This is a genomic window from Amycolatopsis sp. CA-161197 (assembly GCF_050942255.1).
Classification (GTDB): Bacteria; Actinomycetota; Actinomycetes; order Mycobacteriales; family Pseudonocardiaceae; genus Amycolatopsis.
The window spans coordinates 3,332,679-3,345,897 of record NZ_CP192059.1; the positions used below are offsets into that span (position 1 = coordinate 3,332,679).

At 71.5% G+C, this 13,219-nt stretch carries 13 protein-coding genes; 12 read left to right on the forward strand and 1 reads right to left on the reverse strand.

All coding sequences use genetic code 11. The features are described from left to right. Positions 1–14: 14 nt before the first annotated feature. The 9 genes from ACQPXB_RS15930 to ACQPXB_RS15970 all read left to right on the forward strand — a co-directional run bounded on the left by ACQPXB_RS15930 (position 15) and on the right by ACQPXB_RS15970 (position 9,201). On the forward strand, positions 15–1,415 hold the full coding sequence (locus ACQPXB_RS15930; RefSeq protein WP_432852680.1) for a PLP-dependent aminotransferase family protein: 1,401 nt from the start codon (positions 15–17) through the stop codon (positions 1,413–1,415). Positions 1,416–1,512: 97 nt separating this feature from the next. Beyond that, positions 1,513–1,881: an STAS domain-containing protein gene (locus ACQPXB_RS15935; protein ID WP_432852683.1), complete on the forward strand. Its 369-nt coding sequence runs from the start codon at positions 1,513–1,515 to the stop codon at positions 1,879–1,881. Positions 1,882–1,920: 39 nt separating this feature from the next. Continuing rightward, complete coding sequence (locus tag ACQPXB_RS15940; RefSeq protein WP_386951857.1) at positions 1,921–2,760, forward strand: aldo/keto reductase; 840 nt, start codon at positions 1,921–1,923, stop codon at positions 2,758–2,760. Positions 2,761–2,834: 74 nt separating this feature from the next. Further along, positions 2,835–3,290, forward strand: a complete 456-nt coding sequence (locus ACQPXB_RS15945; RefSeq protein WP_366586378.1) for a hypothetical protein — start codon at positions 2,835–2,837, stop codon at positions 3,288–3,290. Positions 3,291–3,339: 49 nt separating this feature from the next. Then, positions 3,340–4,854, forward strand: coding sequence for a CHAD domain-containing protein (locus ACQPXB_RS15950; protein WP_432852687.1), 1,515 nt, complete (start codon positions 3,340–3,342; stop codon positions 4,852–4,854). 329 nt (positions 4,855–5,183) lie between these two features. Next, positions 5,184–6,293: a glycosyltransferase family 4 protein gene (locus ACQPXB_RS15955; RefSeq protein ID WP_432852690.1), complete on the forward strand. Its 1,110-nt coding sequence runs from the start codon at positions 5,184–5,186 to the stop codon at positions 6,291–6,293. Beyond that, positions 6,293–7,330, forward strand: coding sequence for a lysylphosphatidylglycerol synthase transmembrane domain-containing protein (locus ACQPXB_RS15960; RefSeq protein WP_432852693.1), 1,038 nt, complete (start codon positions 6,293–6,295; stop codon positions 7,328–7,330). Before ACQPXB_RS15955 ends, ACQPXB_RS15960 begins: the two co-directional genes overlap by 1 nt. A gap of 165 nt (positions 7,331–7,495) precedes the next feature. Then, a complete protein-coding gene (locus tag ACQPXB_RS15965; protein ID WP_432852696.1) occupies positions 7,496–8,377 on the forward strand; it encodes an NAD(P)-dependent oxidoreductase in 882 nt (293 codons plus the stop codon). Then, positions 8,374–9,201 (forward strand): hydroxypyruvate isomerase family protein, encoded by an 828-nt coding sequence (locus ACQPXB_RS15970; protein ID WP_432852699.1) that lies wholly within the window; start codon positions 8,374–8,376, stop codon positions 9,199–9,201. Before ACQPXB_RS15965 ends, ACQPXB_RS15970 begins: the two co-directional genes overlap by 4 nt. Positions 9,202–9,572: 371 nt before the next feature. Here ACQPXB_RS15970 and ACQPXB_RS15975 read toward each other — a convergent pair whose 3' ends face one another. After that, on the reverse strand, positions 9,573–10,214 hold the full coding sequence (locus ACQPXB_RS15975) for a GntR family transcriptional regulator (protein ID WP_432852702.1): 642 nt from the start codon (positions 10,212–10,214) through the stop codon (positions 9,573–9,575). A 308-nt stretch (positions 10,215–10,522) separates the two neighbouring features. Between ACQPXB_RS15975 and ACQPXB_RS15980 the strand changes: the two genes are divergently transcribed. The 3 genes from ACQPXB_RS15980 to ACQPXB_RS15990 are packed head-to-tail and all read left to right on the forward strand — an operon-like array spanning position 10,523 to position 13,195. Further along, positions 10,523–11,476, forward strand: a complete 954-nt coding sequence (locus ACQPXB_RS15980; RefSeq protein WP_366586359.1) for a transporter substrate-binding domain-containing protein — start codon at positions 10,523–10,525, stop codon at positions 11,474–11,476. Beyond that, positions 11,473–12,405 (forward strand): amino acid ABC transporter permease, encoded by a 933-nt coding sequence (locus tag ACQPXB_RS15985; RefSeq protein ID WP_366586356.1) that lies wholly within the window; start codon positions 11,473–11,475, stop codon positions 12,403–12,405. Before ACQPXB_RS15980 ends, ACQPXB_RS15985 begins: the two co-directional genes overlap by 4 nt. Continuing rightward, positions 12,389–13,195 carry an amino acid ABC transporter ATP-binding protein gene (locus ACQPXB_RS15990; protein ID WP_366586353.1) on the forward strand — a complete coding sequence of 269 codons (807 nt, stop codon included), beginning with the start codon at positions 12,389–12,391 and terminating at the stop codon, positions 13,193–13,195. Before ACQPXB_RS15985 ends, ACQPXB_RS15990 begins: the two co-directional genes overlap by 17 nt. Positions 13,196–13,219 lie beyond the last annotated feature (24 nt).

The window sequence follows — 13,219 nt, forward strand, 5'->3', positions numbered from 1 at the left end:
GTAGGCTGCCGGAGGTGGACTTCCACGTGACGCTCGCCGGGCGCGGCGACCTCGGCACGCGCATCTACCGCGAACTGCGCGACGCGATCCTCGACGGCCGGCTGCGCTCCGGCGAACGCCTCCCACCCACCCGTGAGCTGGCGAAACGCCTCTCGGTGTCCCGCAACACCGTCGCCGTGGCCTACGACCGGCTCACCGCCGACGGGTTCCTCACCGGCCGCGTCGGCTCCGGCACCTACGTGTCCGCCGAGCTGCCCACCGGCCGGACCAGGCACGCACCCGCCGGTTCGGCCCGGCCGCGTGAGGTGTGGCGGACACTGCCCCAGCCGGACCCGGAGGGGGCCGACCCGGAGTACGACTTCCGCGTCGGCGTCCCCGACGCACGGCTCTTCCCGATGCAAACCTGGCGTCGGCTGCTGTCGGCGGAGCTGCGCGGCATCGGTTCCGCGCACTACGGCGACCCCGCGGGCCACGCCGGGCTGCGGGCGGCGATCGCGCGCCACGTCGGCGTTTCCCGGTCCGTGCGCGCCGACGCCGACGACGTCCTCGTGACCCAGGGCGCGCAACAGGCCCTCGACCTGCTGTGCCGCGTGCTGCTCGAACCCGGCGACCGCGTCGCGATGGAAGAACCCGGTTACCGCATGGCGCGGCTGCTGTTCCGTTCGCACGGCGCCGAAATCGTCGGCGTGCCCGTGGACAGCGAGGGGTTGCAGGTCGCGGCCCTCCCCGCGCGCACGCGCCTGGTGTACGTCACGCCGTCGCACCAGTTCCCGCTCGGCACGCCGATGTCGCTCGGGCGCCGTGCCGCGCTGCTCGACTGGGCCGAGCGCACCGGCGCGATCGTGATCGAGGACGACTACGACAGCGAGTTCCGCTTCTCCGACCGGCCGCTCGAACCGTTGCAGAGCCTCGACCGCGCCGGCTGCGTCGCGTACGTCGGCTCGTTCTCCAAGACCCTGCTTCCCCTGCTGCGCCAGGGTTTCCTGATCGCTCCGCGCTCGCTGCGCGAGGCATTGCTCCACGCCCGGAAGCTGGCCGACTGGCACGGCGACCACCACACGCAGGCCGCGCTCGCCCGGTTCCTCGACGAGGGCCTGTTCGCTCGCCACATCCGCAAGGCGACGCGTGAATACTCCGCGCGCCACGAGCACATCACGACGCTGCTGCACGAACGGTTCGCGGGGCTGCTCACGCCGGTGCCCTCGGCCGCCGGGCTCCACCTCTGTGCACTGTCCGATGTGGACGCGGAACCCGTTGCGGCACGGGCGAACCAGGCCGGCGTGGGGGTGCAGTCCCTGGTGGGACTGTGCGGGGAACCGGCGCCGTCCGGGCTGGCGCTGGGCTACGGTGCCGTGGCCCCGGAGAAGATCGAGGCCGGCCTCGCGGTGCTGAGACGCGTGTTCGACGAGGGTTGACCTCACCGCGCACCGGCGTACGGTCGGAGGTGTTGGCTGTTGTTCAGACACGTGCTCCGGTCAGCGCCCCGGCAGGTTCCTGCGAGAGGAGCGCTCCATGAACACCCCGTTTTCCGCGGTCTCGATACCGACGGAGCTCACCATCACGACCACCGACCACGAAGGCACCCGCGTACTCACCCCGGTGGGTGACCTCGACGCCGCCACCGGCCACGTCTTCGCCGAAGCACTCACCGAAGCCGTCGAGCTGGGCAAGCCCGTGGTGGCGGATCTCTCCCGCGTCGAGTTCCTCGGCTGCGCCGGCATCCGCGCGTTGTTCACCGCGCACGATCGGGCTGTTTCGTTCACCGTGGTGTGCGACGGTGCGCGCGGCGTGCGCCGCTGCCTCGACGTGACCGGCGCGTCCGGCACGTTGGCCGTGCACAGGACGCTGGCCCAAGCGCTGGCGGCCGCACTCGCGTCCTGATCGAGTTTCGGGGTCCGGAGCCTCGGGTAGGCCGAGATCATGACTGCTCACACGACGAACGTCCCGGACCTCGAGCTGAACAACGGGGTGCGCATCCCGCAGTTCGGGTTCGGCGTTTTCCAGATTCCGGAGGAAGACACCGCCGACGCCGTCCGGACCGCGCTCGAGGCGGGCTACCGCCACATCGACACCGCGCAGATGTACCGCAACGAAGCCGGGGTCGGCGAGGGCATCGAGAAGTCGGGTGTGCCCCGGGAGGAAGTCTTCGTCACCACGAAGCTCGCCAACGACGCCCAGGGGCACGACAACGCGATCAACGCGCTCGAAGGCAGCCTGCGCCGGCTCGGGCTGGAGTACGTGGACCTCTACCTGATCCACTGGCCGTTGCCGCACCAGGACAAGTACGTGCGTACCTGGGAAGGCTTCGAAGAGCTGCTGCGCGCCGGGAAGACGCGCTCGATCGGCGTGTCGAACTTCCAGGTGGAACACCTCGAAGAGCTCGCCCGCCAGACCGGCACCGTGCCGGCGGTGAACCAGATCGAGCTGCACCCCGCGTTGCAGCAGACGGAACTGCGCGCCTACCACCGCGCGCACGGCATCGCGACCGAGGCGTGGAGCCCGCTCGCGCAGGCGGCCGTGCTCTCCGACCCCGTGCTGACCGGGCTGGCGGACAAGCACGGCAAGACGACGGCCCAGGTGGTGCTGCGCTGGCACCTGCAGCTGGGCAACATCGTGTTCCCGAAGTCGGCCACGCCCTCGCGCATCCGGGAGAACATCGACGTGTTCGATTTCGAACTCGCCGACGAGGACCTGGAGGCGATCGGCAAGCTCGACGCCGACCACCGCACGGGCCCGCACCCCGACACCTTCCGCGGCTGAACCGCCACCGAACGGGTTTTCTCCCGCTGGTCCAGGGGTAGTTCTCCGGGAGAGGCCGGAAGGAGTGTGCCGGGATGAGCACAGAAGCGTACGTCTCGTTCCTCGCCATCGGTGTGGTGCTCGTGCTGATCGACGGGCAGATCATCTACCGCAGCGGCCGCGGGTACCTGGAGAGTTCCTACGGCGACCCGACCGCGGGTGCGTCGATGACCCGCTTGGTGACAGTGCTGTTCCACCTCGTGACGCTGGGACTCCTGGCGTTGCTGTCCACGATCCCGCTCGGCGACAGCGATCTGCCCGGTGTGGTGGGCCGCGTCGGCGTGCTGCTGCTGGTGCTGGCGATCGTGCACGCCATCACGCTCGCCGTCCTGGGCCGCATCCGCGGCGAGCAGGTGGGCGAGGCCGTGGTGAACCGCAGGATCTCGCGCCGGGAAGCCGAGCAGCGGGGCACGGCGGTCACCACGGCGGTGCCGAGCCAGGAGGCGAGTTACCCGGACGTGAGCCCGCCGCTGGAGCATCGCGCGCCGTGAGCGCACCTCATGCCTCAGACTTTCGTGAACGAACCTGAGGAGTGAACGAATGAACAGACCCGTGGTCGAAATCGAACGCGAGCGCAAGTACGAGGTCGCGCAGGACACGGTGGTCCCCGAGTTCGTCGGCGGCGGGACGGTGCAGGGCCAGGACGCCCCGGCCGAGGAGAAGCTCGACGCGACGTACTACGACACAACCGAGTTCTCCCTCGTGCGCGCCGGGATCACCCTTCGCCGGCGCGTGGGCGGGCACGACGCCGGGTGGCACTTGAAGCTGCCGGTCGGGCCCGACGAGCGCGAGGAGCTGCAGGTTCCGCTCGACGCCGACGCCGACGCCGACGCCGGCAAGGTGCCGGGTGAGCTCAACCGGCTGCTGCGCGCCCACACGCTGGGCCGCAAGCTGCTGCCCATCGCGCACCTGAAGACCGACCGGTTCTCCCACCGGCTCACCGACTCGGCGGGCCAGGTCGTCGCGACGGTCACCGACGACCACGTGACCGGTGAGGTCGGCGGGAAGACGGCGCGGCTGGACCGCTGGCGTGAGATCGAGGTCGAGCTCGCGGGCGACGCCGCACCGGAACTGCTCGACGAGCTGGAGAGCACGCTGGTCGACGCCGGCGCCCGGACGTCGCGGTGGCCGTCGAAGCTGCGGCGCCTGATCGGCGACCGCGTGCCCGACGGGCAGGTGACCGGCAAGCGTTCCGACGCCGGCGAAATCGTCGGGGCCTACCTGCGGGAGCAGCTCGCGGCGCTGCAGCGTGCCGACGTCGGGGTGCGGCGCGACGTCGAGGACTCCGTGCACCAGCTGCGCGTGGCGTCGAGGAAGCTGCGCAGCGCACTGCGGACCTTCTCGTCCATTGTGGACGACGACCGGATCCCGAACGTGACGCGCGAGCTGAAGTGGCTGGGCGGCGAGCTCAGCCCGGCGCGCGACGGCGAGGTCGTCGAGGCGCTCGTGCGCGGGTGGGTGGCCGGCGCGCCGGCCGAGCTCGTGGTCGGGCCGGTGGACCAGTTCCTGACGCGGCGGTTCGCCCGCGAGGCCGCGGACGCGCGCAAGAAGGTGCTGGAGGCGTTGCGCAGCAAGCGGTACCTGGTTCTGGTGCAGGAGCTCGACGCCGTCGTGTCGGGTGTGCCGACCGACACCGGTCCCGCCCGGAGCGTGCTGCGCAAGCCGGTGCGCAAGGCCGCGGGGAAGCTGAGGAAGGCGGAGCAGGCGGCACACGGGCTGTCCGGGCGGGAGCTGGAACACGCGCTGCACGACGTGCGCAAGAAGGCCAAGCGCGCCCGCTACGCGGCCGACGTGGTGCGGCCCGTGTTCGGCGGCAAGGTGCGCGGGTGGCGCAAGAACGTGAAGAACGTGCAGGAGCTGCTGGGCGAGCACCAGGACTGGGTGGTGGCGGGCCCGGTCGTGTACCGGCTCGGGGTCGACGGCCACGACGAAGGCGTGGGATTCACGTTCGGCGTGCTCTACGGGACCGCCGGGGGAGTGCGCGCGGGCATGCGGCGGGAGTTCGTGAGCCGGTGGAAGCGGCTCGAAAAGGGGGCCGCGCCGAAGTGGCTGTAGGCCGCGGATCCGAAGCCGGGGAACGCGGTGGAGCCGGGGAACGTGGGGCCGGGAGGGGCGGCGGGACGCCACCCCGAAGGTCGAGTGTGACTACGGGCGGTGGCGGGTCGTCAAGGCTGGAAAGAGTATCTTGACAACCCGCCGCCGCCCGTGTTTCGGCTTCGGATCGGGGTGGCGGGAGGGGGCTGGGCGGATCCACGGCCGGGTGGTCGGGTGGCGGTTCGTGCAGTGGGGATCCCGGCGCTGCGCCGAGGTGGGAATTTCCGGCGGGATTGAACCGCCGGACCGTGGCTTCCGTGTTGCTGGGTAGAGCGGCGTGAGGAGGCAACGTGCGGAGTCAGCGGGCGGGGGACGTGGTCGCGTTCGTGCTCCCGGGCAACGTGGACGACGTCACGGAGCCCAGCGGGGGCAACACCTACGACCGGCGGATGTGCGAAAGCCTGCCGGGCGCGGGGATGCCCGTGCTGCAGGTCGCCGTGCCCGGGTCGTGGCCCGAGCCGGGGCCGACGGGGCGCGCGCGGCTGGCGCGGGCGCTCGCGGCGCTGCCGGACCACACGACCGTGCTGATCGACGGGTTGGTCGCGTGCGGGGTCCCCGAGGTCGTGGTGCCGCACGCGCGGCGGCTGCGCCTGGGTGTGCTCGTGCACCTGCCGCTGGCCGACGAGACCGGCCTCGACCCCGTGCACGCCGCGGAGCTCGACGCGTGCGAGCGCGAGACGCTGCGGGTGGTGCGCCAGGTCGTGGCGACCAGCCCGACGGCCGCGCGCACACTGATCCGCCGCCATGGCCTCGGGCCGTCGACGGTCGCCGTCGTGGAGCCGGGCGTGGACCTGGCGCCGCTGGCGTCGGGGACCGACGGGGTGTCGCGGCTGCTGTGCGTGGCGGCGGTGACCCCGCGCAAGGGCCAGGACGTGCTCGTCGAAGCGCTGGCCCAGCTGCCCGACCTCGATCTCACCGTGGACTTCGTCGGTTCGCTGACGCGCGCGCCGGAGTACGTCGACGAGCTGCGCTGGTCCGTCGACCGCCTCGGCCTCGGCGACCGCGTCACGTTCAGCGGGCCGAAGGCCGGCGCCGAGCTCGACGCGGCGTACGACCGCGCCGACCTGGTGCTGCTGCCCTCGCACGCGGAGACCTACGGCATGGTCATCACCGAAGCCCTGGCGCGCGGCATCCCCGTGGTGGCGAGCGACGTCGGCGGGGTTCCCGACGCGCTCGGCCGCTCGTCGGACGGCGCCGTGCCCGGCCTGCTCGTCCCGCCCGGCGACCCGGGCGCCCTCGCTTCCGCGCTGCGCGGCTGGGTCACCGACGCCGAGCTGCGGCGCGACCTGCGCACGGCGGCGCTCGGCCGCGGCAGCGCACTCGAAGAGTGGGACCGCGCGGCCCGCCGCCTCACCGAAGTCCTTTCCCGCTGGCGTTCCATCCCGATCAAGGTGGCCTGATGCGTACGTTCTGGTCGTGGTTCCGAATCCTCGCCGGGTTCGCGATCATCGGGGTGCTGGCGTGGCGCCTCGGTACCGACGCCTTCCTCGACGGCCTGCGCGGGATCGGCCTGTGGCCGGTGCTGGCCGCGCTGGCGATCGGGCTGCTGACCACCGTCGTGAGCGCTTGGCGCTGGCGCGTGGTCGCTTCACGGCTGGGCCTGCGGCTGCCGCTGCGCCAGGCCGTGGGGGACTACTACCGCGCCCAGTTCCTCAACGGGGTGCTGCCGGCCGGGATCCTCGGCGACGTGCACCGCGCGGTGGAACACGGGCGGAAGGCCGGTGACGTGGCGCGGGGTGTGCGAGCTGTTGTTCTGGAACGCACAGCCGGACAGGTCGTGGTGGTGGCGGCCGGACTCGCCGTGTTGATTTTCCGACCTGCGGTGTTGCCCGGGTTCGCACACGATGTGCTGACTTTCGCAGGCGCTGGTGTTCTTCTGGTCGCGATCGTGGTGCTGACGGTCGCGTGCAGCACGGGCGATCGCTGGCTGCACAGTGCGTCGAAGTGGCGGCGGGGGTTCGCGGAGTCGATGGCGGACGTTCGCGCCGGGCTGCTGGGGCTGCGCACCTGGCCGCGGGTCACGGCGCTGTCGCTGGTCGCGCTGGCCGGGCACCTCACACTGTTCGTGGTCGCGGCGCATGCGGCCGGTGCCACCGCTTCGCTGACGACGCTGCTGCCGCTGCTCGTGCTCGCGCTGCTGGCGATGGGGCTGCCGATCAACGTCGGCGGGTTCGGGCCGCGCGAAGGCGTCGCGGCGCTGGCGTTCGCCGCCGTGGGACTGGGCGCGCAGCAGGGGGTGACCGTCGCCGTCGTGTACGGGCTGCTGGGCCTGGTGTCCACGGCTCCGGGCGGGGCGGTGCTGCTGGTGCAGTGGCTCGGCTCGCTGCGTCGCCGGCCGGTGGTGCCGACCGCGTTGCCGACCCGTACCGCGGCTCCCGCGTCGGCCACGTTGCCGGAGCGTGCGCCGGCTCGGGTGCCCGTCCGGTCGGCTGCCTGACGATCACCGCGTCTCCTCGTACGGTACCGCTCTGTCGCCTCGCAGGGTAATCTTGCTAGACAAAATTCACCTGACAAAAGTACTTGACCGACGCGCCGGACACGAGGAAAGGTGTCACCCGTCCAACCGGCGTCCGTTCCAGGGCGCCCATCGGAGGGAGACAGAGTGCGGATCGCGGTCGTCGGCCTGGGAGTCATGGGCCTCCCGATGTCGCTGAACCTGGTCAAGGCGGGCTTCGACGTCGTGGGCTTCACCCGTACCGCGGACAGAGGCCGTCCGCTGGCCGAGGGTGGTGGCTCGCTCGCGCCGTCGCTGGCCGAAGCCGTTGCCGGCGCCGACGTGGTGGTCACGGTGCTGCCCGACAGTCCTGACGTGCAGGCCGTGTACGCCGACGTCTTCACCACGGCCGCCGCCGGCACGCTGCTGGTCGACATGAGCACGATCCGCCCCGACGTCGCCCGTGAGCTGCACGAACGCGCCGCGGAAGTGTCGATGCCGATGCTCGACGCGCCCGTGAGCGGCGGCGAGGCCGGTGCGAAGGAGGGCAAGCTGTCGATCATGGTCGGCGGCTCGCCCGAGACGCTGGAGCGCGCGCGGCCGGTGCTCGAGGCGATGGGCACGACGATCGTGCTCGTCGGCGGCCCCGGCAGCGGCCAGACGGTGAAGGCGGCCAACCAGCTGCTCGTCGCGGGCACGCTGCAGCTCGTGTCCGAGGCGCTCGTGTTCCTGGAGACGCACGGCGTGGACGTCGCGCCGGCCGTCGACGTCCTCGGCGGCGGCCTCGCGGGCAGCACCGTACTGGCGCGCAAGGGCGAGGCGATGCTGGCCGGGAGGTTCGAGCCCGGCTTCCGCGTGGACCTGCACCACAAGGACCTCGAGATCTACCGCGCGGCCGCGAAGTCCAACGGCGTGTTCTCCCCGGCCGGCGCGCTGGTGGGGGAGCTGATGGCGTCGTTGCGCGCCACCGGTTCCGGTGGACTGGACCACTCGGCGCTGCTGACCCAGGTGGCCGCGCTGTCCGGCGTCGAGAAGTGGAGCGCGCGATGACGGGGGAGCTGCGGCTCGTCGCGAACGTCTCGCTGCTGTTCGCGGAAGTCCCTTACCTGCAACGCTTCGCGCGCGCGGCGCGTGCCGGGTTCACCGCGGTCGAGACGTGGTGGCCGTGGCCGTCGGCGGTGCCTTCTTCGTCCGAAGTGGACGATTTCGTGGCCGCGATTTCCGAGGCAGGCGTCTCTCTGACCGGCCTCAACCTCTTCGCCGGCGACATGTCCGGCGGCGAACGCGGCATCGTCTCCAACCCCGCGCGGCGCGAGGAGTTCGCGGCGAACCTCGACCTCGTCGTGGCCATCGCCGAGCGCACCGGCTGCCCGGCGTTCAACGCTCTCTACGGCCAGCGCACCCCCGGCGGCGACCCCGCCGAGGAGGACGCCGTCGCCCGCGAACAGCTCGCCACCGCGACCCGGCGCCTCGGCCAGGCCGGCGGCACCGTCCTGGTCGAACCCCTCGGCCGCGGCCTCAACGGCGCCTACCCCCTCACCACCGCCGCAGACGGCGCCCGCGTCGTCGAACAGGCCCGCGCCGACACCGGCGCGGACACCATCGGCCTCCTCTTCGACACCTTCCACCTCACCACCAGCGGCGACGACCTCAAGCGCGTCATCGACACCCACGGCTCGCTCATCGCCCACGTCCAGCTCGCCGACGCCCCCGGCCGCGGCCAACCCGGCACCGGCGACATCGACTTCGCGGGCGTCCTGGAACACCTCTGGCGGGCGGGCTACCGCGGCAACGTGGCGTGCGAGTACAAACCGACGGTGCCGACGGAGGAATCCCTGGGCTGGGTTGAGGGAGTTCCCCACCTGGGCTGGTGATCGCGGTCGGGCTGCTGCGCGGGCCGGCTTGGGTAGCCGGCCGGCGCGGTCGCCTGGCTTCGGGCGGCCGCGTGCGAGGCATGCCAGGCTGCCGTGAGCGGGCGCCGTGCGCGCGAAGGCGCGTGCGGCCGGACCGCGGTGGCAGGCGGGTCGTTTCAGTGGCCGTCGGCTCGGTAGACCGTGTTTCGTCGGGCCGCCGATGCGGACCGGCTTTCCGGCCGTGGTGGGCGAACTCGTGGCCAGTAGGCGCTCTTCAAGCGCGGTCGCCGGCCGCAGATTCGGGCGCAGTGGTGGCGTTCCCGTCCCGGCGGCCACTCCACGAGAACCGGCGGTCCAGACCACACCGAGCACTGAATCCCGCCCGGCGACAGTCAGACTGCGACTCCCGCGCGTTTGGCCGCGTCGGCGAGGAGCATGTCGCGGCAGCCGTGCAGGTCGGCGCGCATGGCTGCTTCCGCGATGGTCCCGTCGCCTTCGCGGATGGCCTCGACGATGGCCGCGTGGCGGGCCGTGAGCTCGACGAGGTCGGTGGAGGCGGTGCGGCGGACCTGGGCGATGCAGAGCTGCGCCTCGCCCATCACGGTGCCGTGCATGCGCTGCAGGCGGGGGCTGCCGGCGGCCGCGACGAGGGCGCGGTGGAACGCGACGTCGGCCTCGGTGTGGTCGGAGTGCAGCGCCTGTTCGGCGGCGACGCGCATCATGTTGAGCGCCTGCTGGGCTTCGGCGGGCACGGTCTTGGTTTCGGCGAGCGTGCGCACCGCGAGGGTTTCCACGGGCTCGCGGCTGAAGTAGATGTCGCGGATGTCCTCAGTGGACAGCTGCGGCACGATCGAGCTGCGCCGCGGGCCACGGCGGAGCAGGCCTTCGGCGACGAGCCGGTCGAGGCCGGCCTTGGCGGTGGGGCGCGCGACGTCGAACCGGTTCGCCACCCACGCCTCCGTGAGCCGGAGACCGGGAGCGACCTCGCCGCGGATGATCTGCTGGCGAAGTGCGTCGCTGAGCGACTCGGTCAATGACGGTGATCCGAGTACCGACGACACCGCTGGCACCTCCTGTGGTTGATCCCTCGTGTGTCCGCCGCCCCCTGCACCGGCGCCGCAGCCCCACGCCCCGGCCAAGGTCGGGCCGGGAAACGACAGCGTCCCCAGTGTAGGCGAGTGCGCACTGATCCACCCGGACGAGGTACGACAAGTCCGGCTCTGCAGAAATACTTGTCAGACAAAATTGGTCAGTCAAGTACTTGACGCATACCGAACCGGTGGGGCACTGTGAGCGCTGCTCGACAGGCAGCTCAACAGTGCCGTTGGACTGAGGAGTCCCCATGAAGAAGCTGGTGCTCTCGCTGGCCGCAGGCGTCGCCGTGGCGACCGCACTGAGCGGCTGCTCGAACACAGACACCCCGGTCGGCGCTCCGGCCGGATCCGCCGCCGCGAGCCAGCCGGCCGCGGCGGCCGTCGCCCCCGCGGCGGTCGACCCCGCGATCAAGGCGCTCGTCCCCGCCGACATCGCGGCGGCCGGCACGATCAACGGCGGCGCGAACTTCCAGGCCGCCCCCATGGCCATGTACGAAACCGGCACCAAAACGCCCACCGGCGCGGTGGTGAAGCTCGTGGAGCACGCCGCCGGGATGATGGGCCTGAAGGTCGCCTGGCAGCAGGTGCTCTACCCCGACCAGCTGCCGGCCATGCAGGCGGGCAAGATCGTGGTGAGCGGCTCGGCCAGCGCGGCCAACGCCGACATCATCGCCAAGGCCAACGTCGTCGGTGCGTTCAAGAACCTCCAGGGCATCCTGGCCACGGCCGACAAGGCCTCGCAGTTCGAGACGCTCGACGCCGTGTGCGGCAAGAAGATCGGGCTCGGCAAGGCCGCGGCCGCGACCGTCGCGATCTTCAACGACATCGTCAAGCACTGCACGCAGGGCGGCAAACCGGCCCCGCAGATGATCGGCCTCTCGGCGACCGCGGACATCGTGCTCGCCGTGCAGTCCGGGCGGGTCGACGGCGGCATGATCCCCACGCCGACCGTCGTCTACACGGCGCAGCAGTCGCAGGGCAAGCTCGTGGCCACCAAGGCCAACGACGCCATCGCCGAGCAGATCGACGAGGGCGACGAGGGCTTCACCATCGCCCAGAACCAGCCGAAGCTCGCCGCCGCGTTCCAGGCCGCCGTCAACGCGATGATCAAGGACGGCAGCTACGCCAAGATCCTCACCGGCTTCGGTCTGCCGCAGAACCAGCTGGTGTCCACCGCGACTCTGAACCAGGCCACCAAATGACCACCGAAATCCACCCCGGGCCGCGGTTCACCCGCGCCGACCCGATCCCGCAGCAGCACGCCGTGCGCTCGCCCGTCGGCCGGATCGTCTCCTGGCTGGCGCTGGCGGTCGTGCTGCTGATCATCCTGAACACGCTGCTGCACAACGACAACATCCACCTCTCGGTGATCGGCCGCTACCTGTTCGACTGGCGGATCCTCGAAGGCGTGCTCGGCGCGATCGCGCTCGCCCTGGTGTCGTTCGTGGTGGCCTCGATCATCGGCGTCGTCGTCGGGTACATGCGGGTCAGCCGCAACCCGGTGGCGCGCACGGCGAGCTGGCTGTACGTGTGGTTCTTCCGCAGCGTGCCGCTGATCGTGTTCATCCTGATCTTCGGCAACTTCGCGCTCTTCCTGCCGCGGCTCGGGATCGGGCTGCCGTTCACCGACCTGAGCCTCTGGTCCGTCTCGACGAACTCGGTGCTCGTGCCGATGGTCGCCGGCGGCGTCGCGCTCTCGCTCGAACAGGGCGCCTACCTGGCCGAGATCGTGCGGGCCGGCACCCAGTCGGTGTCCGAGTCGCAGCGCGAGGCGGCCGCGGCGATGGGGCTGAGCACGTGGCAGATCGAACGCAAAGTCGTGCTGCCGCAGGCGATCCCGGTGATGATCCCGCCCGCCGGGAGCACGTTCGTGATGCTGCTGAAGTCGACGTCGCTGGTCTACGCGATCGCCGGCACGGAGGTGCTGGGCGTCGCCGAGCAGATCGCGTCACAGAACCTCGCGACGATGGAAATGCTGTTCGTCGCCTCGATCTGGTACCTCGTGCTGACGAGCCTCGCCAGCGTCGGCCAGCGCTACCTCGAACGCCGGGCCGGCGCCTACCGACGGCGCGTCCGCACGCCCGACGCGGTCATCGCCACGGAAGGAGACGCCGGTGCTCGCAGCGCATGAGAACAAAGCGCAGGAGAACGCGAAGCAGACCCGCGCGGACCTGCTGGAGATCGTCGGCGTCGGCAAGAGCTACGGCGAGGCGAAGATCCTCGACGGCGTCGACGTGACGCTCGGCGAGGGCCAGGTCGCGTGCCTGATCGGCCCGTCCGGCTCCGGCAAGAGCACGCTTCTGCGGTGTGTCAACGGGTTGCTCACCCCCGACGAAGGCCACGTGCTGCTCGACGGCGAGATCATCGGGCGCGTGGTGCGCGGCGGGAAGCTGCACGACATGCCGCGCAAGAAGCTGCTCGAACAGCGCCGCCGCTTCGGCGTGGTGTTCCAGCACTTCGAGCTGTTCCCGCACCTCACCGCGCTCGGCAACCTCACGCTCGCGCCGCTGCTGCACGGCGAGCTCGAACGCGAGGAAGCCGAGGAACGCGCGCTGGCGATCCTCGACCGCGTCGGCCTCAAGCACCGCGCCCACGCCCACCCGGTGCAGCTGTCCGGCGGGCAGCAGCAGCGCGTGGCGATCGCGCGGGCGCTGATGCAGCGGCCGGACGTGATGCTGTTCGACGAGCCGACGTCGGCGCTCGACCCCGAGCTCGTCGGCGAGGTGCTGCGCGTGATGCGCGAGCTGGCCGCCGACGGCATGACGATGGTCGTGGTCACGCACGAAATGCGCTTCGCCCGTGAAGTGGGCGATCAGGTGGTGTTCCTGGCCGACGGCAAGGTCGTCGAGGCCGGGCCGCCCGCCGAGTTCTTCGACAACCCCCGCACGGACCGAGCCCGTGCCTTCCTGAGCCAGCTGTAGTCCCGAAGAAGAGGAGAGCCACGC

Excerpts from the sequence above, each read along its gene's own strand:
- ACQPXB_RS15985 (WP_366586356.1), top strand. The coding sequence starts at position 11,473 with ATGACCACCGAAATCCACCCCGGGCCGCGGTTCACCCGCGCCGACCCG.
- ACQPXB_RS15945 (WP_366586378.1), top strand. The coding sequence starts at position 2,835 with ATGAGCACAGAAGCGTACGTCTCGTTCCTCGCCATCGGTGTGGTGCTC.
- ACQPXB_RS15940 (WP_386951857.1), top strand. The coding sequence starts at position 1,921 with ATGACTGCTCACACGACGAACGTCCCGGACCTCGAGCTGAACAACGGG.
- ACQPXB_RS15970 (WP_432852699.1), top strand. The coding sequence starts at position 8,374 with ATGACGGGGGAGCTGCGGCTCGTCGCGAACGTCTCGCTGCTGTTCGCG.
- ACQPXB_RS15980 (WP_366586359.1), top strand. The coding sequence starts at position 10,523 with ATGAAGAAGCTGGTGCTCTCGCTGGCCGCAGGCGTCGCCGTGGCGACC.
- ACQPXB_RS15960 (WP_432852693.1), top strand. The coding sequence starts at position 6,293 with ATGCGTACGTTCTGGTCGTGGTTCCGAATCCTCGCCGGGTTCGCGATC.
- ACQPXB_RS15950 (WP_432852687.1), top strand. The coding sequence starts at position 3,340 with ATGAACAGACCCGTGGTCGAAATCGAACGCGAGCGCAAGTACGAGGTC.
- ACQPXB_RS15935 (WP_432852683.1), top strand. The coding sequence starts at position 1,513 with ATGAACACCCCGTTTTCCGCGGTCTCGATACCGACGGAGCTCACCATC.